This window comes from Aeromonas sp. L_1B5_3, assembly GCF_963866575.1.
Lineage (GTDB): Bacteria > Pseudomonadota > Gammaproteobacteria > Enterobacterales > Aeromonadaceae > Aeromonas > Aeromonas jandaei.
On the sequence record NZ_CAWMDN010000171.1, the window covers coordinates 1 to 18,279 of the forward strand.

Consider the following 18,279-nt stretch of genomic DNA (forward strand, 5'->3'; position numbering starts at 1 on the left):
ACTTGTTCGCACCTTCCCTTGCTCTCCTCATCATGCTTGGAAAGCCCCAGCCTAGCGTACCCCATGGGCCACAGTCGATCGGAGCCTTCCCAACCTGACCCCGGCCCCAGTCACGCCAGTTGTGGGACGGGTTCCAGCATGGCCAGCAGCTCGGCGGTCTTGGCCTCCATCAGGGCGCGATCGCCGCGCGACTCCACATTGAGCCGGATCAGCGGCTCGGTATTGGAGCTGCGCAGATTGAAGCGCCAGTGGCCAAAGCTCATGGAGAGGCCGTCGGTACGGTCGACCGACCAGGCCTCGGCCCCATAGGCGCGCTCGATGGCGGCGAGCACACCGGCACTGTTCTCCAGCTTGCGATTGATCTCCCCCGAGGCCGGGAAGGCCGCCATCTGCTCGGCCAGCATCGCCTTGAGGGGCAGACCGCGGCGGGAGACCAGCTCCACCACCAGCAACCAGGGGATCATGCCGCTGTCGCAGTAGGCAAAATCGCGAAAGTAGTGGTGGGCGCTCATCTCGCCGCCATAGATGGCGTCCTCCTCGCGCATCCGCTCCTTGATGAAGGCGTGGCCGGTCTTGGAGAGCACGGGCACGCCGCCGCCACCGCGCACTATCTCCTCGGTGTTCCAGCACAGGCGCGGATCGTGGATGATGCGCGCCCCCGGCTCCTTGAGCAGGAAGGCCTCGGCCAGCAACCCGACGATGTAGTAGCCCTCGATGAAGTTCCCCGCGTCATCGAACAGGAAGCAGCGATCGAAATCCCCGTCAAACGCGATGCCCAGATCGGCCCCCAGCTCCAGCACGGCGCGGCGGGTCTGCTCGCGGCACTCGGGCAGCAGCGGGTTGGGGATGCCGTGGGGAAAGTCCCCGTCCGGCTCGCCGAGCAGGCTGTGGATGTCAAGGGGGGCTCCCCGCTCGCGCAGGCGTCTGGCCAGCGCCTCCACCACGTGGCCGGCGGCCCCGTTGCCGCTGTTGATCACCAGCTTGAGCGGTCTGAGGGTCGCAACATCGATGTAACCGAGCAGGTGATCCACATAGGCGTCGAGCACGTTGAGCGTGTGATAGCACCCCTGGCGCGGCGCCGGCGCGAACTCGCCACTCTCGGCCAGGGCGCGGATCGCATCGAGCCCGCTGTCACCGCTGATGGGGCGCGACTGCTCGCGCACCAGCTTCATGCCGTTGTAGTCGATGGGGTTGTGGCTGGCGGTCACCTCGATGCCGCCGTCGAGCCCTAGGTGGAAGGTGGCAAAATAGACCTCCTCGGTGCCGGCCAGCCCCAGATCGTGCACATCGGCGCCCCCCTCCATCAGGCCACGGGCCAGCGCCGCCTTGAGCGCGGCACTGCTGTGGCGTGCATCGCCCCCCACGACCACGCCGCGCGGCTGCAACAGCTGGGCATAGGCGCGGCCGATGCGGTAGGCCACCTCTTCGTCCAGCTCCTCGCCGAGCCGGCCCCGGATGTCATAGGCCTTGAAACAGGTCATGCTGCGAAACATCTCTTCCTCCCGGCCTCAGGTTCGGCCATAGCGATCGTTAAAACGGATGATGTCGTCATCCCCGAAGTAGCCGCCGGACTGCACCTCGATGAGGTGCAGCGGGATCCGGCCCGGGTTCTCCAGCGAGTGGACGGCGCCGATGGGGATGTAGACCGACTGGTTCTCACCAACGAGGCGCACCTCCTCGCCCAGAGTGACCCTGGCGGTGCCGCTCACCACCACCCAGTGCTCGGCCCTGTGGTGGTGCATCTGCAGCGAGAGCTGCTCCCCCGGCTTGACCATGATGTGCTTGACCTGGTAGCGCCCCCCTTGATCGATGGTGTCAATCTTGCCCCATGGCCGGTAGTGCTCGCGGTGCTCGTGAAACTCGCGGCGCCCGCTCTGCTTGAGCCGCTCCACCACCTGCTTCACCTCCTGCACCTGATCCCGGTGCGCCACCAGCACCGCATCCTTGGTCTGGATCACGATGAGATCGTCCACCCCGACCAGGGTCACCAGGCCGCTGTCCGCATGGACATAGCTGTTGTGGCTCCCTTGCAGCAGCACGTCGCCGCGCGCCACGTTGCCGGCCCCGTCCTTCTCGCTGATCTCCCACAGGGACGACCAGGAGCCCACGTCGCACCAGCCCGCCTCCATCGGTACCATCAGGGCACACTCGGTGTGCTCCATCACCGCGTAGTCGATGGAGTCGGAGGGACAGGCGCCAAAGGCCGCCCCGTCGACCCGCACAAAGTCGAGATCGCGCGTGGTGCCAACCATGGCGGCGCGGCAGGCCGCCGCGATGGCGGGGGCAAAACGCGTCAGCTCTTCTAAGTAGTGGCTGGCGCGCATCAGGAACATGCCGCTGTTCCAGGCGTACTCGCCGCAGGCCAGGTACGCCTCGGCGAGGGCCCGATCCGGCTTCTCGACAAACTGCCTGACCCGGTAGCCGGCGCCGATCTGCTCGCCCCGGCGCAGGTAGCCATAGCCGGTCTCGGGGCCGGTCGGCACTATGCCGAAGGTGACCAGATGACCGCTGGCGGCCAGCGGCATGGCGGCGCGCACCGACTGGCTGAAGGCCTGCGGATCGGTGATGACGTGATCGGCGGCCAGCACCAGCAGCAGCGGGTCCTCGCCGCTCTCGATGGCGGCCAGGGCGGCCAGGGCGATGGCCGGCGCCGTGTTGCGCCCGACCGGCTCGAGGATGATGTTGCCCGCGAGCTGACCCAGCTCGCGCAGCTGCTCGGCCACCACGAAGCGGTGCTCCTCGTTGCAGATCACCAGCGGCGCGGCGCACGGCAGGCCGTGCAGGCGCCGCAAGGTCTCTTGCAACATGGTGTGTTCACCGCACAGGCGCAGGAACTGCTTGGGGTAGGCACCTCGGGAGAGGGGCCAGAGCCGGGAGCCGGAGCCGCCGGCCATGATTACCGGAAGAATTGTCATAGGCATTCACTGTCAGTGTTGAAAACGGATCCCTGTTCAGGCGCGCTGGCGCCGCAGCAGCAGGGCCTCGCCCCGGCGCTGCGCCCACTGGCGGCAGGCGCGGCACAGGGGCAGCTCGATGTATTCGCAGGCCAGCCCCGGCAGCAGCACCGCCAGCAGCAGGATCAGCAGATCGCTGCCGCTCCCATTCAGCCCGAGCGCCCCTTGCAGTTGCACCAGGGCGAAGATGACCGGCACGTGCAGCAGATAGACGCTAAAACTCACCCGCCCCAGCCAGCGCAGCGGCCGGTTGCCGAGCAGCGCATCCGAAAGCGGGGTACGCCAGGCAAACAGCAGCAGCAGCAGCGCCACCAGCAGGAAGAAGGGGTGATGCAGGTAGAAGGTCTGCTGCGCCACCCCGACCAGCCCGGCCAGGGCGCAGGCCAGCACCAGCAGCATGCCGAGCTGCAACCCCATCAGGGTGCGCGGCGAAGGGTGCAGCCGCCGTTGCAGCGCCCGCAGCAGCAGGGCGGCGGCGCTGCCGGCGAGAAAAAAGTGGAGCTTGGCGGGCAGCAAGATGCCGGGCCAGTAGTCGCGACTTAGCATCAGGCCGACGCAGAGCAGCGCCAGCAGCAGCGGCCCCCGCCACTGGCCGGCCAGCCACTGCTGCCAGCCGCCCCACAGCACGGCAAACAGCAGGTAGTACTGGATCTCGGGGGGGATCGACCAGAACACCCCCTCGGAGCCGAGAAACAGCAGGTGGCGCAGCAGGTTCTGGCCGTCGATGCGAAACACAAACGCCCCGTCCAGCCACCGATAGAGGCAAAAGCAGAGCAGCAGGGTGAGCCAGTAGGCCGGCACGATGCGTGCAAAGCGCGCCACCAGGTAGCCAAGCAGGGCCGGCGCCGTGCAGGGGCGCCAGGCGTAGAGGTAGGCCATCAGAAAGCCGCTCAGGGTGAAAAAGCCCGCCACCCCCACGGGCCCGAACGGAAAGCGCGCCCCCGGAAAGAGCTGGAGGTAGTGAAATGGACTCTCTGGCGCCACGTAGAAGGTGAAGTGGACAAACACCACCAACAGGGCGGCGATGGCGCGCAGCCCGTCCAGGCTTGGCAGGCTCTCCGGCATCTGCGGGGTGGCCGTCATCTCAGGCCCTCCCCAGCTTGCGTTGCAGATAGACCAAGGCGGTGCGGCGTCGGGTGCCCTTGCCAAAGCACTTCTCGGCCAGGGCGCCGAGCAGGGTGCGCCAGCTCATGGTCTGCGGCAGAGAGGCGGTGGAGACCAGCCGCCCCTCCTGCAACCAGTCATAGACGGCGTCGCGCCACGGGGTCTGGCGCAGCACGGCCCAGAAGTGCTCGGCGTAGTCGATGTCACAAAAGCGCCACGGCTTGGTGAAGCTGGCGTAGTGGATGATGGCCGGGCTCGCCCGCGCCGCCCGATACTCCGCCAGCAGCGGCGAATCGACCCGGGCCAGGAAGCTGTGGTACTCGCCGCCCCCGGTGAGCAGGTTCCAGCGCTGGGGCAGCGCGACGATATCGCCGACGAAGAGGGCGTTGATCACATCCTGATCCGGCATCCAGTAGCGGTTGCGCCCGGCCAGCTCCAGCATCTGCGGCAGCCGCCCCAGGGCGCGCAGGCGGGCCAGATCGAGCACCATCACCCCGGACTGGAAGTAGCACTCGGGATCGGGCAGGCCAAGCACCTCGCCAAAGTAGCGGCGCACCGGCAGGCTGCCGGTCTCGCGGTTGGTCAGGCCGCTGGTGCGCACCAGGGCGTGCATCATGACGTCGCGGGCGGCGGCCAGGGCGCAGCCTTGCAGATCCGTGTCGTAGAGATCGCACAGGTCGCCGAGCACGATGAGATCCGAGTCAAGGTAGAGGGCGCGCTCGGCCTGGGGCAGCAGATCCGGGATCGCCAGCCGGTAGTAAATAGCCCGGTTGTAGATGGTGTGGACGTGCAGCTCCATGGCGGCGAAGTAGTCGGAGACATCGACAAAATGCAGCTCGTTGCCGGGGTGCGCGGCCATCAGCTCGTCGAGCCGCTGGCGCGCCGGGGCGCCGAGCCCCTCGTGCAGCACGTGAAACGCAAACCCGTAGCGCTCGCTCTTGGCCAGCAGGGCGCTCTTGATGACGCAGGCGCCAAAGGGGGCGTAGTGGTCATCGAAGGCGATGAAGATGGGGATGAGGGGCTGGCGCATCGTCATACTCCGACCAGGTAGCGGCTGCGGGTCTTGGTGGTCAGCTTGACCAGGTAAATCAAGGCCATGGAGGCCAGCATGCTGAGGACGAAATGGGGCAGCGACACCAGCAGCAGGCGGGCATCCATGTCGATGGGGGGCAGCCGCTGAGTCAGCTCGCCCAGCACCATCATGAAGTAGTGGTGCACGAAGTAGATGCCGAAGCTGTACTCCGCCACCCGGCTCAGCAGGGTGCGCGGGAACCAGAGGCTGCGGCGCTGCTCAACCCGGCGCAGCAGCATCAGGGTCAGCACGCACATCACCACCTTCTGCGCCGCGTTGACATTGAGGCGCAGCGCCCCCTCGCGCAGCAGCTCCTGGATGGAGAAGGCCACCGGGATGGGGTGGCGCAGCTCCCACAGCACCAGGGCCGCCAGCAGCAGCGACAGCACGCCGATGAGGCGGGTCGAGGCGAGCCAGGGGTGGTCGCGGTGGCGGCAGACCCAGATCCCGAGCAGGTAGAAGCCGCTGAAGTGGAGCAGGCTCCACAAAGGGTTGAGGTTGTACTGGGGACGGAAAGTGAAGATGGTCACCAGCAGGGCCAGGGCGGTCACGGTGCCGAGCGCCGGGCTCGCCACCAGCCGGTGGAACAGGGGTGAGCAGAGAAACAGCAGGCAGACGAAGGGGACGAACCAGAGCGGCCCGATATGAAAACCGGTGAGCAGCGACCAGATCACGAAGGGGATCGGCTTGTCGATCACCGCCGCCGGCACATAGTCCACCGGCAGCACCCCGTGGTGCAGCTGGGTGAGGCGCCAGAGGATCCCCGGCAGCGACACCACCAGGTAGGGGAGCAGCACGTGCAGCGCTTTTTTCTTCATGAACCCCTGCCACTGGTAGCGCGGCGCCAGATAGGCAAACAGGAAGCCGGAGATGAACACGAACAGGGCGGTGCCGTTGAATAGCAGGCTTTGCAGCAGGCGCGCCGTGGGGGTGGAAAAGTCCAGGGTCTGGGTCAGCGAGTGCCAGACGATGATGTAGACCATGGCCAGGCCACGGTACCAGTGCATGTAATCGAGCCTCATCGGAAAGCTCCTCCTTGTCTGAACACCCCGAGCAGGGTGGAGTCGACGCCGGTGTGACGGCGGCAGGCGAGAATGCAGGCCAGGTTGAGCAGCAGCGACACCCCGGCCGAGGCGATGGCCACCCCCTCGAGCGAGCCGAGCCGCGCCGCCAGCAGTTGCAGCCCTAGGCTCAGCAGGGCAAACCAGGCCGACAGGATCAGGGTCAGCCGCTCGAAGCCGGCCATCTGCAAGAAAAAGGCGGTCACCCCGGCCATGGCATTGCACAGCTGGGCCAAGGCGAGCCAGGAGAGCAGCGCCCCCTGCCCGGCGTAGCGCGGCGAGAAGCAGGCCAGCACCTCGTTGCCAAACAGAGCCAGCGGCACAAACAGCAGCAGGGAGGCGCCCCCCGCCAGCAGGGCCGAGAGCCCCACCAGGCGCTGGGTGGTGGCAAAGTCGCGGGTCTCGAAGGCGCGCGCCAGACGCGGGCCGACCACGATGTGAATGGCCACCAGCAGGAAGGTGAGCAGGTTGGAGGTGCGCTCGGCGGCAAAATAGGCCCCCGAGTCATCCAGCCCGAAGCTGCCCGAGACGATCAGGGTGCCGGCCTGGGTCAGGATCGGGCCGGTCAGCACTATGCCCCAGAAGGCGCAGGAGCGCCGGTGCAGGCGGGCCCCCTCGCCGCGCCAGACCCAGCTTAAGTGCGGCCCCAGCAGGCGCAGCTGATAGGCGAGGCAGGGCAGCAGCAGCAGACTCATCAGCAGCAATAGCTGGCTGGTGGTGGCGGCCTTGCCCCCCAGCCAGAGCAGGCTGAGGGCGGCGATCACCAGCGCCCGCCACAGGGCGTCGCGCGGCGCCAGCGCCGCCAGCATCCGCTCCTTGACCCGCAGCGCCACGCTGAGCAGCTCGCCGGCAGAAAAGAGCAGGCAAAACAGCACGATGAGCCCCAGGCCGCGCGCGTCGGTCTTGCCGGCAAACAGCCAGAGGGCGCCGGCCAGGGTGCACAGCAGCAGGCAGAGCCCCCCCACCAGCAGCGACCAGCTCAACTGGCGGTCGGCCGCCCGCTCGCCGCTCGCCACCAACTGCTCGTGGTAGAACTTGATCATCGCCACCGGCTGGCCATAGCTCAGGGCAAACGAGCAGAGCAACGAGAAGGCGATGACGGCGCCAAACAGGCCGTACTCGGCCGGGCTGAGCAGCCAGGCCGCGATCAGGGTCGTCAGGTAGCCCAGGCCGGCGTTGGCTATCTTGATGCCGGCCGGCAGCAGCCCCCCCACCAGCAGCCGCTGCCAGGGGCGACGCGGCACGGCGCCGAGATCGGGTGCCTGGGTCATGCCCCCTCCCCGCCGCGCCGATCGCGCAGGCAGAGCCAGAAGAAACGCCCCATCTCCAGGGTGTAGCGGCGCAGCAGGCGGCGCGGCTCGCCGAGCAGGCGATAGAGCCACTCGCAGCGCAGCTGCTGCACCCAGCGCGGCGCTCGCGGCACCCGGCCGCTGAGAAAGTCGAGCAGCGCCCCCACCCCCACCAACAGCTTCACGTCAAGCACATCGCGGTGCGCCAGCAGCCACTGCTCCTGGCGCGGGTTGCCGAGCGCCAGCAGCAGCACGTCGGGGCGCGCCCCGTTGATGCGCGCCAGCAGCGCCGCCTCGTCAGTCATGTCGCCATAACCGTCGGCATGGCCGACCACCTCGACGCCGCTCGCCGCCAGAGTGGCCGCCGCCCCCGCCGCCACCCCGCTCTGGCCGCCGAGCAGGAACACCCGGCGAAAGATCGGGCTGGTGCGCACCAGGTAGGGGGTAAAATCGGTGCCGTTGAGGTTGGCCGCAAACGGCGTGCCGGTCAGCAGGCGCGCCGCCAGGTTGAGGGCCACCCCGTCGTTAGCGATGAGGATGCCCGGCTCGCTAAAACGCGCCGCCTCGCCGTGGCACAGCTGAAGCAGGTTGCTGTTGGCGTAGAAGAGGCACAGGGGCCCCGACACCTGCCCGGCGCGGCGCTCCAGCTCGGCGCGCAGCGCCTCGCGCGAGCCGTTGAAGATGGGAAACCCCAGGATCGTCTTGCACTCGTTCATCATTGGCTCCCTGCCGCTGGGGCGAGATAGTCGGCCAGCACGGCCATCTGTGGTTTGTCCTGCCCATCGCCGCTGGGCTGCACCGAGAAGGGGTAGCTGCCCCACCAGGGGCCGCCGGCCCAGTAGGCCCACCCCATCCAGGGGGCGCGCGTCAGCTCGGCCAGCATCACGTCGAGCACCGCCAGACAGCCGCTGCTGGCCGGCACACCAAACTCGCCGAGCAGCAGCCGCTGGCCGTGCTGACTGCCCCACTCGCCGGCGGCGCGCAGTATGGTGCGCATCTTCTGCGGGTCGATGCAGTCGTTGTGGGTGCCCGAGTAGTCGCTGTCGGCGTACTGGTGCAGCTCGATCACGCTGCGCCCGAGCGGATCGCGCCAGCCGGCCAGCAGATCGGCGTTGCTCGGCTGGGCCGCGCTGCCGCTAAACCAGGCGTGGGCGCCGCTCCAGTTGCCGCCCGACACCACCACCAGGTTGGCCACCTTGGCCTCGCGCAGCCGGGTCAGTACCTCGCCGGCCAGGCTGACCCACTGGCTGCGGCCGATCAGGGCCGGCTCGTTCATCAGCCCCAGGGCCACGTGATCCTGTTGCTCTGCCAGCGCCCCGGCCAGCCGCAGCCAGAGATCGCTCAGGGCATCGGCGGCCTGCGGCGCCTGATCGAGCGGCAACCCTTGGCGCTTGCCGAAGTTGTGCAGATCCACCAGCAGGCAGAGATCGTGCAAGGCGCTGTAGCGCGCCAGCCGCTGCAACTCGCCCAGGTGCAGTGGCGAGAGGGCGCCGCCGGTCTCGGGTTGCAGCCGCTCCCAGGTCACCGGCAGGCGCAGCAGGCGCATCCCCTTGCCACGGAAGTAGTCGAGGGTCTCGTTCGACGGATAGACAAAGTCGACGTTGATGCGCCCCGGCAGCGCCGTCGCCTTGAACTCGGCCCCGGCCAGGTTGACGCCGGGCAGGGGGCCTTCACTGAGGCAGTCGGCCCGCCCCGGCAGGGCCAGCAGCAGCCACAGCAACCACAGCAGGCGGCTCATGAGGGCTGCTCCTGCAAGCGCGGGCCCGACACCGCGTCCGCGTAAGCGGCCATGTAGCGCTGCGCCACCCCCTGCCACGAGTAGTGGGCGATCGCCTCGACCAGCCGCGCACCGAGCGCCGGGTAGTCGCCCGCCAGCGCCTCGTGCCGGGCCAGCAGGCATTCCAGCTGGGCCGCCTCGTCCCCCTCCAGCAGCAGGCCGAGACCGGTCTCCTCCACCAGCCGGCGAAACGGCGGGATGGGGCTCAGCAGCGGATAGAGGCCGCCACTCATCGCCTCGATGGCGGCCAGGCCAAACCCTTCGTGGCGCGACTGGCAGATGAAGTAACCCGCCTCGGCGATGAGCCCCTTGAGCGCATCTTGAGAGGGGTTGGCGGCGATCTGCACCGCCTCGCCCACCCCGAGCCGGCGCGCTTCGGCAGCCAGCTCGGCCGCGTCGAGGTCGTACTCGCGCCCGGCCAGGGTGAGGCGCCAGCGGGGATCGCGCCGGTGCAGCGCCGCAAACAGGGCCAGCGTCTCCTTGAGCCCCTTGTTCTCGGCCCAGCGGCCGAAGTAGATGAGGTGGCGCGGCAGTTGCGCGCGCGGCGGCAGGCGGAACTTGTCGACGTTGACGCCGTTCTCGATCACCTCGAGGCGCGCCGGGGCGGCCACCTGGCCGAACAGGCGGCCGTCGTTGGCGCTGGTGGCGAAGATGCGCCGGTAGGCGAGGCTGCTGGCGCGGGTGACGGTGTTGAAGAAAACCTTCTTGGCGCCGCTGGCAAACTCGGTGTGAAAGAAGATGCCGTGGGAGCAGGCCAGCAGCGGCTTGCGGTGCAGCGGCCGGGTCAGCGCCAGGAAGTCGAAGAAGAAGTCGACCCCGTGCACGTGCACCACGTCGGCCTCGCGGATGGCCGAGAGGATGTTCCAGCACAAGGGGTAGCGACTCGAGCCCGAGTAAGGCAGGCGGATCACCGGCACCCCCTCGCGCACCTCGTAGGCGGGCAGGCGTTCGCCTTCACCGCGAAACAGGCGATCCAGGGTCACCACGGTCGGCGCCTGCTGGCCGCTGTGCAACTGCTGCTGAGCGATGTTGTAGACCACATCCTCCAGCCCGCCGATGGAGGGGTGGTACTGACGCACCACATGAAACACCTTAATGGTCATGACGCTGCACTCCGGCATGGGAAAGGGCCTCCTGCCGTGCGCCGCCCTCGGCGCACAGGCTGCCGACCAGGAACCAGAGCAGGCCGGCCGACTTGAGGGCAAACAGGGAGGTGCCGCTGATCGAGAGGATCATGGCGATGTAAAGAGAGATGAGGGCGCGCACCCGCAGCGCCGGCGCACTGTGCAGCGGGATCAGCCACAGCAGCCCCCACCCCAGCAGCAGGAAGGGCAGGCCGAAGCGGGTCAGCACGTAGGCATAGCCCATGTCGCCGTAGTTGCCGAGCGGCGATTGCAGCCCCAGCATGTCGCCCACCTCGAGGGTGCCGAGCACCTTGCCGGTGTAGGTGAGGCGGCCGACAAAGGAGTCGCTGTAGGCCCCCTCGAAGAAGCAGTTACTGTAGATGTAGACGGCCGCCATCATGGCCCATGGCGCCAGCGCCAGCAGGGCGGTGGCACGCAGCGGCAGCAGCAGGCGCAGGGCGATCAGCATGGCGCTCATGGCCAGCCCGAAGCGCGAGTCGGACAGGGCGATCAGCATGGCGGCGCCGGCGGCGAGCAGCAGGCTCACCCGCCGCTCCCCTTCCCGGCACAGGGCCCAGATCAGCACGATGACCGAGAAGTTGCCAAGCGACACCGGCTCGAGAAAGATCGAGGAGATGCGGTGCGGCCCGAACAGCCAGGGCAGGATGGTGCGGCCGATGCCGTCCGGGCGAAAGCCGTTGAGGGTGAGCGCCTGGCCGCTGAAGATGGCGCCGCCGTCGCGGCCGATCCCGCTTTGGTTGACGAAGTAGGAGAAGGTGTGGAACACCCGGATGTACCACTCCAGCGCCAGCCACTCGAACAGGCCGAGCAGCAGCGCCACCCCCACCACCAGCAGCAAGACCTTGTCGACCAGCGCCGCCGAGCCATGGCGCAGCCCCAGCCAGAAGAAGAGCAGGATGATCAGGATGTCGCGCACCGACTTGGCATCGAGCAGGCCGCGCAGCACCGTCAGGGAGAGCAGGTTGACCAGCGCTAGCAGGGCGAGCAGGGCGAGGCCGAGGGGCAGGCGGCGGTAGACCAGCAGCAGCACTCCGCCGTAGATGAGCGCCTCGACCAGCGCCACCAGGGTCGGGTTGATGGCAAACAGCAGGGTGTTCACCATGCACAATAGGCTCTGATAGAGCACGCTCGCCAGCAGCAGCGCCAGCACGGCGCGCTCGCTTGACGAGGTGTGCGCCTGCAAGGCGGCCGGCAGCGGCCGGCTCCAGAGCAGGGCGCTCATGCCCCCGCCCCCGCCAGCAGGCGCCGGGTGGCCGGATCGACGGCGGCCAGCAGCGCCGTCAAGAAGCGCTGTTGCAGGGCGAAGGCGTGCTCGCCGCGCTCATCCAGGCTGGAGACCCGCAGCAGCACCCCGTCCGGGATCTCTTTGCGCAGGGCAAAGCCGAGCTGGGCCCATTTGCGCTCGAGGCCGGGGCGCACCACCTTGTCCCCCACCACCATCCAGTAGGTGAGCGGCTCGACCCGGCTCCCCTGACGGGTCAGCAGCCGGGTGGCGGGCAGCGCCTGCCCCAGCGGGGAGAGGGTGATGGGCTCACGCCCTTCAATCTGAAAGCCCTGCGCCACGTAGCAGATCTCCGGGCGATGCGCCTGGGAGAGATCGCTCGACTGATCCCGGCCATAGACCAGGGAGAGCATCACCTCGCTGCCGTCGGCGGCGCGGTAGACCCGGGCGATCTGCTGCTCGTAGAGGCTGGCCAGGGCCTGACGCGCCTCGCCGGAGACCTCGACCACAGCCCCGCCCGGCACCAGCTGCCAGTCGGCAAAGCGCGCCGGGATCTGCTGCTCCAGCGCCACCTGGTGGCGCTCGGCCAGCCAGACCCGCCCCTGCTGCCAGTGCCGGCCAAGCAGACCGATGACCAGCAGCAGCGCCAGCAGCAGCAGGGTTTGTACTGCGTAGCCCTTCATGGGGTCACCTCCCGCGGGCAGGCAAGGCCGAGGCGATCGAGCAGGCCGTCGAGGCCGATGATGAGCAGCAGCGCTACCACGAACAGGAACAGGCCAGAGAGCTCGTGCACGAAGCTCTGCCCCACCGCGTTGCCCTGGTGATAGGTGAGCAGGGCGATAAAGAGCACCCGCAGCACGTTGGCCAGCACCGAGATGGGCACGATCAGCAGGCCGATGACCGCCTTGCGCGCCGCGCCGCCACGCTTGACCACGTGCAGGTAGAGCAGGGCGATCGCCTCCAGGCTGAACAGGGAGTTGATGCCGGAGCAGGCGTCCGCCACCAGCAGCTGATAAGGGCCGAGGTAGAGCACCACCCCCTGGCGCGCCACCGGGTAGCCGAGCAAATAGAGCAGCCCCTCGGTGACGGCGGAGATAAACAGCTTGAGCGGCTGCACGATGACGTCGGTCAGCACATAGGGGAGCGGGATGACAAACAGCAACAACAGCAGCGGCAGCAGGAATTCGCGCAGCGCCGCGCGGCCAAAATAGAGCAGCACCACGGCGGCCAGCATCAGGATCAGCGAGCCGGCCGAGAACATCGGCAGTTGCAGCAGCTCGCCGAGCAGGTAGAGGGCGGACGCCTGCAGCAGCGCCACGGCGCCGAGGGCGCGTGCCGGCGCACCGCGCAGCGGGCAGGCCAGCAACTGCTGGATGAACAACCCGAGGGCCAGCACCAGCAGCAGGGCAGCGGTGCTCCCCCCTAGGCTCTCCCCTTGCGCGAAGTAGAGGCCGTGAAACAGGGGCACATAGAGGGCCGCCAGGGCGGCCAGCGCCAGCCAGAGGGCGGCGCCATGTCGCAGCTGCATCGCGTCAGTCAAGGTAGACACACCCCAGCAGCTCGGCCCGGATCAGGCGCAGGCGCGCCACCATGTCGGCCAGCGCCGGCAGCGGCGTGCCGTCGCGCCGCGCCAGCAGCAGCACGCCGGGCACCAGGGAGGCGAGGATCTGGGTGTCGTACCACTCGTGCTGATCCGGGGTGTGGTAGATCACCACCTCGTAGCGCTGGGCCAGCTCGGGCACCAGCTGCTGCATCCGCTTGCGCGACAGCAGCTCCTGCGGGTTGGGGGCCGGGGTGCCGGCCGGCAGATAGTCGAGATCCTCAAGCCCCGCCACCGGCTCGACCAGCCGCTCCAACTCGCCGCGACCGGCCAGCAGATCGGACAGACCGACCCGACGCCGACTGCCGAGCAGGGCGGGCAGCGCGCTGCCGCGCAGGTTGGCGTCCACCAGCAGGGTGGCAAGACCGAGCTGGCTGAAGGCGATGGCCAGGTTGCCGGCCAAGGTGGCACGCGTCGCCTCGTCATCGACCCCTCCCAGCAGCAGGCTGCGCTGCCCCTGAGCCAGCCAAGCGAGCTGCAACTGGCTGCGCAGCGCCTTGATCTTCTCTTTTTCCAGCAACCGCTCGGCATAGGCCATGTAGAGGCGTTCGCTGAGCGCGCTGCCCGGCTCGGCCAGGAAGCTGGAGAACTGGCGCGCCACCATGGCGTGCACGTCGGCTTCGCTGAGCAGCCCCAGCTGCTGGGCCGCCTCGCCAAAGCGGGTGCCGTGCTCGTGCTGGTGCTTGAGGATCTGGCCGAGTTGCAGCTCGGTCAGCTTGCCGGCGGCCAGCAGCAGCTCGCCGACGCGCGGCATGCCGGCCGGCTCGAGCAGGCGTTCGCGGGAAGAGAGGGGCATCATGATTGACCTCCGCGCCAGTTGAGAAGCAGCCGGGGGGCGCGGGCGGGCGAACGCTCCCCTTGCAATGTGATGAGCACGGGCAGCCCCAGAGTGTGGGTGAGATCGTCGGCGCAGCGCACCCGGCGCGCGCGCAGCTCGACCAGAAAGCTCGCCAGGGCGCCGCAACCGAGCGCCAGCAGGGTGCCGAACAGCAGGTTGAAGAGCGGGCGCGGCGACACGGGGCGGGCCGAGGGCTGGGCCCGTTGCAGCACTGTGATGTTGGTCAGGCTGGCGTTGGACTGGATGGCCGCCTCGGACCACTTCTGCATCACCAGCTCGTAGCTGCGCTGGGCGTTGTCGACCCCGCGCTGCAATATGTCGAGCTCGGCCAGGCGATCCTTGAGAGCCAGCACCCGCTGCTTTTGCTCCGCCAGCTCGTCTTGCTGCGCCTTGAGGCGGGCGGCCATGGCCTCCACGCTCTGGCGGCGCTGCGCCTCGATGCGCCCCTGCTGATCGGCCCGCTCGCGCTCGGTGGCGGCGATCTGGGCATTGAGTTGCTGATATTGGGGGTGGCGGGTGCCGCTGCGCTCGGCCACCAGGCTGCGCTGCTTGCGCAGATCCGCCAGCGCCAGGGTGAGCTGGGCCAGCAGCGGGTTGTCGTTGTTCTGGGCATCGGTCACCCGCGAAGAGGCGGCGATGTAGTCGGCCTCGGCCTGGGTCACTTGGCCGGTCAGCTCCATCAGGCGCTGACTCTCGGTGTCGATGCGATCGCGACTGCCGGCCAGGATGCCGTGCTGGCGCTGGTAGTCGGACAGGCGCGCCTGGCGCTGCTCGAGATCCCGTTGCAGATCGACCATCTGATCCTTGAAGAAGGATTCACTTTGCAGTGCCTGGCCGCTGCGGTTTTCGATCACCACGTGGCGGTAGGCATCGACGAAGCCGTTGGCGATGGCGGCGGCGAAGGCCGGATCCACGGCGCCGTAGCGCACCGTGATGGTGTTGCTCTCCTTGCCGGGCACCACGTCGAGATCGCGCAGCAGGCCGGCAGCCAGCCAGCTGGCGATGTCGCCACCCTCGCCGCTGCGGGCAAAGCGCTCCTGGGCCTGGGGGTAGTCCGCCAGACGCAGATCCCGCACCACCCGCAGGGCGGTGGCGTGACTGGCGACGATGGCCGCCTGGGTACCCAGATAGTTCTGCTGCACCACGGGGCCGAGGGAGCTGAACTGCACCGGATCACTGCCGCCATCGACGGCGATCACCGCCTCGCTCATGTAGCGCTTGGGCAGCAGCAGGGTCATGGCCAGCACCAGCGCCAGCACGGTGAGCGCGACCAGCAGCAACAGGCGGCGGCGGGCCAGCAGGACGCTAAAAAATTGGGTAATGGTCATCATGCTCGCTCCTAGAACCAGCTCTCGCCGACGAAGATGACCGCATCGGCCTTGAGCCCAGTGGTCAGGGTGACGGCCTGGTTGACCAGCTCGCCGTTGGCATCCTGGTGTTGCAGGCTGATGTCGCCGTGATCGGCGCGCGGGGTGAAGCCGCCGGCCAGGGCGATCGACTGCATCACTGTCAGCCCAGCGCCAAGCGGGTAGCTGCCGGGGCGCAGCACCTCGCCATAGACGTAGACCTGCGGCTGACGTGGCACCACCAGCTGATCGCCCGGTTGCAGCAGGGGATCGTCACGCAGCCCCTCGGCACCGAGCTCGTAGCGGGTGCGCTGGTTGCCACGCACCAGCTCGATGCTCTGGCCCCCGGTCGGCGCGACGCCGCCGGCAGCGGCCAGCATGCCCGAGAGGCGGGTGTCGACTTTAAGCGGGTACTGGCCGGGGCGGTTCACCTCACCCCATACCGAGACCAGCTGGCTGCGGTATTCGGTCACCAGCAGGTTGACGTGGGGCTGGGAGAGCACGCCGGCGGCGCGCCAGCGCTCGGCCAGCAGCCGCTCCCCCTCATCGAGGCTGAGGCCCGCCATGGGCACCTGGCCGAGCAGGGGGACGTTGAGGCGCCCGTCGGCGGCGATCTCCGCCTCGAGGGAGAGATCCGGGTTGCCATAGACGCTGACCCGCACTATGTCGCCGGCCCCCATGCGATAAGGGGCGGCACCGGCCCAGCCGGACAGCAGCAACAGTGACAACAGGGCCAGGCCCCGGCGCAGTGAGACGTTCATCATTGCAATCCCTTGAGGCCGGTGGCGAGTTGGGCGGTCTGGGCCGGCCCCTCCTCGGCCGCGGCGGCGAAACGTTGCAGGTACTCGACGCTGGCATCGCCGCGCAGAGCGACCAGCTGCTGCTCGAGACGCTGCTGCTGACGTTGACGGGTCAACTCGGCGAGGATCTGCGCCTTGGCCTGGCTCAGGGTGAGTGGCGCCTCCTCGCGAAGCTTGAGGCGCATCAGCACCCGCTGGCCGTTGGCCCGATCCACCAGGGTGTCACCCGGATTGAGGGTGCGCAGCTGGGTGGCGAGTCGCGCGGGCAGCCCCTCGCTGCTCACCTGCACCTGCTGGCGGTTGAAGGGCACCCCCTTTTGCTTGAACCAGCGCTCGGCGGCCGTCTCGTCGGCGAGGGCGTCAAACTCCCGCAGCGCGGCTTGGTCGAGGGCCGCCTCCGGCACCAGAAACGCGGTCAGCTCATAGCGCTGGCGCTGGCGAAACTCCGCCTCGTGCTGCTGGTAGTAGGCGCGGATCTCCTCCTCGGACGGCGCCGCGAGCGGCGCCCCAGGGTGGCGCGCCAGCACCAACTGGGCCAGTACCTGACGGCGGGCAAACTCGAGCGCCTGCACCACTTGCGGGTCCCGATCCAGCTTGTCGGCCTGGGCGCGCTGCACCAGGATCTCCTGGCGCACCAGCTCATCGAGTACCTGCTGCTTCTGTGCCTCGCTGAGCTGACGCCCCGGCGGCTGCTGGGCCAGCAGGTAGTTCAGTTGCAGCACGGTCAGCTCCTTACCGTTGACCCTGGCCAGTACCTGGCTGGCGGCCGGTTTTTCCGCCTCGCCGCAGCCCCCCAGCACCAACAACACGGCGGCGCCTAACAGCGCCACTCCCCTGTCTCTTTGCTTCATCCTCAATCCTTACGCTCAGTAGGCATTGCCCTTGGGTTTGACGGTCTGATAGGCGGTCATCAGGACGATGCGCAGGTCCATCCACAGTGACCAGTGGCGCAGATAGGCCAGATCGAACTCGATCCGTTTCTCCATCTTGTCGAGGGTGTCGGTCTCTCCCCGGCAGCCATTGACCTGGGCCCAGCCGGTGATGCCGGGGCGCACCTTGTGGCGGATCATGTAGCCCTTGATCAGCTTGCGGTAATACTCGTTGTGGGTGTTGGCGTGGGGGCGTGGGCCGACGATGCTCATCTTGCCCTCGAGCACGTTGATGAACTGGGGCAGCTCGTCGAGGGAGCTTTTACGCAGGAAGCCGCCGATGGGGGTGAAGCGCTGATCGCCCTGGCGCGCCTGCACCACCTTGTCGCCATCCTCCATCACCGTCATGGAGCGGAACTTGTAGACGACAATGCTCTTGCCATCCATGCCGTAGCGCTTCTGGCGGAAGATGACCGGCCCCGGCGAGGTGAGCTTGACCGCCAGCGCGGTGCCGAGCATCAGCGGCCAGATGAGGGCCAGGATGGCGAGGGTGAGCACGATGTCCTCGGCGCGCTTCACCACCCCCTTGAGGCCGGTGAAGGGGGAGTCGCAGACGCACACCACCGGGATGCCGGCCACGTTGTCGACGTGACCTTGGATCATGTCGAACACGAAATAGTCGGGCACAAAATAGATAGAGACGGTGCTGTCTTGCAGGCTGTCGAGCAGGCTCATCACCCGGGGTTGGGAGGACATGGGCAGCGAGATGTAGACGTGGCTGATCCCCTCGCGCTGGATCACCTCGGCCATGCCGGCCAGGGTGGCCAGCAGCTCGCCCGGCTTGATGCGACCGGCGTCGAGGCGGGTCAGCTCGCGATCGTCGAAAAAGCCGACGAACTCCATGTTGAGATAGCCGTTGGCCCCGATGCGATCACGCAGGGTCATGCCCGCCTCGTTGGCACCGACGATGGCCACCTTGCGCTTGGCCACCCGCTCGCCTCCCCCCATCAGCAGCTGCACCAAACCGTGGGACGCCAACAGGGTGGCGGGCGCCAGCAGGGCCCAGGCCAGCAGATAGGGGGGATAGAAGTAGAGATGCCAGGAGGCCAGATAGCCGATGAGCGACAGGGTCGCCACCACGAAGCACCAGCCGAGCACGAAGCGCAGCAGCCCCCACCACATCAGCCCCTGGCTGCGCACCA

Annotated in this window: 17 protein-coding genes; all 17 read right to left on the minus strand. The window is 68.2% G+C overall.

Annotated features, from left to right (window positions below; translation table 11 throughout):
* Positions 1-110: 110 nt before the first annotated feature.
* The gene (locus AACR93_RS22375) at positions 111-1,493 is read right to left on the minus strand and encodes a phosphomannomutase/phosphoglucomutase (RefSeq protein ID WP_043852033.1); all 1,383 of its coding nucleotides are present in this window, start codon (positions 1,491-1,493) and stop codon (positions 111-113) included.
* A gap of 15 nt (positions 1,494-1,508) precedes the next feature.
* Positions 1,509-2,915, minus strand: coding sequence for a mannose-1-phosphate guanylyltransferase/mannose-6-phosphate isomerase (locus AACR93_RS22380; protein WP_156153046.1), 1,407 nt, complete (start codon positions 2,913-2,915; stop codon positions 1,509-1,511).
* A 36-nt stretch (positions 2,916-2,951) separates the two neighbouring features.
* Positions 2,952-4,037 (minus strand): acyltransferase family protein, encoded by a 1,086-nt coding sequence (locus tag AACR93_RS22385; protein WP_052497107.1) that lies wholly within the window; start codon positions 4,035-4,037, stop codon positions 2,952-2,954.
* Between the two features lies 1 nt (position 4,038).
* Positions 4,039-5,088, minus strand: coding sequence for a glycosyltransferase family 8 protein (locus AACR93_RS22390; RefSeq protein ID WP_043852036.1), 1,050 nt, complete (start codon positions 5,086-5,088; stop codon positions 4,039-4,041).
* Between the two features lie 2 nt (positions 5,089-5,090).
* Positions 5,091-6,152, minus strand: coding sequence for an acyltransferase family protein (locus AACR93_RS22395; protein WP_043852037.1), 1,062 nt, complete (start codon positions 6,150-6,152; stop codon positions 5,091-5,093).
* Entirely contained in the window at positions 6,149-7,462 is a 1,314-nt protein-coding gene (locus AACR93_RS22400; protein WP_043852038.1) for a lipopolysaccharide biosynthesis protein, read from the minus strand. Before AACR93_RS22400 ends, AACR93_RS22395 begins: the two co-directional genes overlap by 4 nt.
* On the minus strand, positions 7,459-8,196 hold the full coding sequence (locus tag AACR93_RS22405; RefSeq protein WP_052497108.1) for a WecB/TagA/CpsF family glycosyltransferase: 738 nt from the start codon (positions 8,194-8,196) through the stop codon (positions 7,459-7,461). Before AACR93_RS22405 ends, AACR93_RS22400 begins: the two co-directional genes overlap by 4 nt.
* The gene (locus AACR93_RS22410; protein WP_052497109.1) at positions 8,196-9,218 is read right to left on the minus strand and encodes a glycoside hydrolase family 5 protein; all 1,023 of its coding nucleotides are present in this window, start codon (positions 9,216-9,218) and stop codon (positions 8,196-8,198) included. Before AACR93_RS22410 ends, AACR93_RS22405 begins: the two co-directional genes overlap by 1 nt.
* A complete protein-coding gene (locus AACR93_RS22415) occupies positions 9,215-10,360 on the minus strand; it encodes a glycosyltransferase family 4 protein (RefSeq protein ID WP_231557001.1) in 1,146 nt (381 codons plus the stop codon). The genes AACR93_RS22410 and AACR93_RS22415 overlap by 4 nt, the downstream gene beginning before the upstream one ends.
* Positions 10,350-11,624 carry a hypothetical protein gene (locus AACR93_RS22420; RefSeq protein ID WP_042046352.1) on the minus strand — a complete coding sequence of 425 codons (1,275 nt, stop codon included), beginning with the start codon at positions 11,622-11,624 and terminating at the stop codon, positions 10,350-10,352. Before AACR93_RS22420 ends, AACR93_RS22415 begins: the two co-directional genes overlap by 11 nt.
* Positions 11,621-12,307, minus strand: a complete 687-nt coding sequence (gene epsI, locus AACR93_RS22425; RefSeq protein WP_052449442.1) for an exosortase-associated protein EpsI, B-type — start codon at positions 12,305-12,307, stop codon at positions 11,621-11,623. Before epsI ends, AACR93_RS22420 begins: the two co-directional genes overlap by 4 nt.
* Entirely contained in the window at positions 12,304-13,173 is an 870-nt protein-coding gene (gene xrt / locus AACR93_RS22430) for an exosortase (RefSeq protein ID WP_156153047.1), read from the minus strand. The genes epsI and xrt overlap by 4 nt, the downstream gene beginning before the upstream one ends.
* Positions 13,157-14,023 carry a hypothetical protein gene (locus AACR93_RS22435; RefSeq protein ID WP_043852041.1) on the minus strand — a complete coding sequence of 289 codons (867 nt, stop codon included), beginning with the start codon at positions 14,021-14,023 and terminating at the stop codon, positions 13,157-13,159. Before AACR93_RS22435 ends, xrt begins: the two co-directional genes overlap by 17 nt.
* On the minus strand, positions 14,020-15,393 hold the full coding sequence (locus AACR93_RS22440) for a Wzz/FepE/Etk N-terminal domain-containing protein (RefSeq protein WP_043852042.1): 1,374 nt from the start codon (positions 15,391-15,393) through the stop codon (positions 14,020-14,022). The genes AACR93_RS22435 and AACR93_RS22440 overlap by 4 nt, the downstream gene beginning before the upstream one ends.
* An 8-nt stretch (positions 15,394-15,401) precedes the next feature.
* Positions 15,402-16,169 (minus strand): SLBB domain-containing protein, encoded by a 768-nt coding sequence (locus AACR93_RS22445; protein WP_043852043.1) that lies wholly within the window; start codon positions 16,167-16,169, stop codon positions 15,402-15,404.
* Positions 16,169-17,059 (minus strand): EpsD family peptidyl-prolyl cis-trans isomerase, encoded by an 891-nt coding sequence (locus tag AACR93_RS22450; protein WP_082044182.1) that lies wholly within the window; start codon positions 17,057-17,059, stop codon positions 16,169-16,171. The genes AACR93_RS22445 and AACR93_RS22450 overlap by 1 nt, the downstream gene beginning before the upstream one ends.
* Positions 17,060-17,074: 15 nt before the next feature.
* A partial coding sequence (locus tag AACR93_RS22455) for an undecaprenyl-phosphate glucose phosphotransferase (protein ID WP_197077986.1) occupies positions 17,075-18,279 on the minus strand: 1,205 nt, incomplete at its 5' end.

Bases quoted from the DNA above. Each gene is read 5' to 3' on its own strand.
- AACR93_RS22375 (WP_043852033.1), bottom strand. From the start codon at position 1,493: ATGTTTCGCAGCATGACCTGTTTCAAGGCCTATGACATCCGGGGCCGG.
- AACR93_RS22380 (WP_156153046.1), bottom strand. From the start codon at position 2,915: ATGACAATTCTTCCGGTAATCATGGCCGGCGGCTCCGGCTCCCGGCTC.
- AACR93_RS22385 (WP_052497107.1), bottom strand. From the start codon at position 4,037: ATGACGGCCACCCCGCAGATGCCGGAGAGCCTGCCAAGCCTGGACGGG.
- AACR93_RS22390 (WP_043852036.1), bottom strand. From the start codon at position 5,088: ATGCGCCAGCCCCTCATCCCCATCTTCATCGCCTTCGATGACCACTAC.
- AACR93_RS22395 (WP_043852037.1), bottom strand. From the start codon at position 6,152: ATGAGGCTCGATTACATGCACTGGTACCGTGGCCTGGCCATGGTCTAC.
- AACR93_RS22400 (WP_043852038.1), bottom strand. From the start codon at position 7,462: ATGACCCAGGCACCCGATCTCGGCGCCGTGCCGCGTCGCCCCTGGCAG.
- AACR93_RS22405 (WP_052497108.1), bottom strand. From the start codon at position 8,196: ATGAACGAGTGCAAGACGATCCTGGGGTTTCCCATCTTCAACGGCTCG.
- AACR93_RS22410 (WP_052497109.1), bottom strand. From the start codon at position 9,218: ATGAGCCGCCTGCTGTGGTTGCTGTGGCTGCTGCTGGCCCTGCCGGGG.
- AACR93_RS22415 (WP_231557001.1), bottom strand. From the start codon at position 10,360: ATGACCATTAAGGTGTTTCATGTGGTGCGTCAGTACCACCCCTCCATC.
- AACR93_RS22420 (WP_042046352.1), bottom strand. From the start codon at position 11,624: ATGAGCGCCCTGCTCTGGAGCCGGCCGCTGCCGGCCGCCTTGCAGGCG.
- epsI (WP_052449442.1), bottom strand. From the start codon at position 12,307: ATGAAGGGCTACGCAGTACAAACCCTGCTGCTGCTGGCGCTGCTGCTG.
- AACR93_RS22435 (WP_043852041.1), bottom strand. From the start codon at position 14,023: ATGATGCCCCTCTCTTCCCGCGAACGCCTGCTCGAGCCGGCCGGCATG.
- AACR93_RS22440 (WP_043852042.1), bottom strand. From the start codon at position 15,393: ATGATGACCATTACCCAATTTTTTAGCGTCCTGCTGGCCCGCCGCCGC.
- AACR93_RS22445 (WP_043852043.1), bottom strand. From the start codon at position 16,169: ATGAACGTCTCACTGCGCCGGGGCCTGGCCCTGTTGTCACTGTTGCTG.
- AACR93_RS22450 (WP_082044182.1), bottom strand. From the start codon at position 17,059: ATGAAGCAAAGAGACAGGGGAGTGGCGCTGTTAGGCGCCGCCGTGTTG.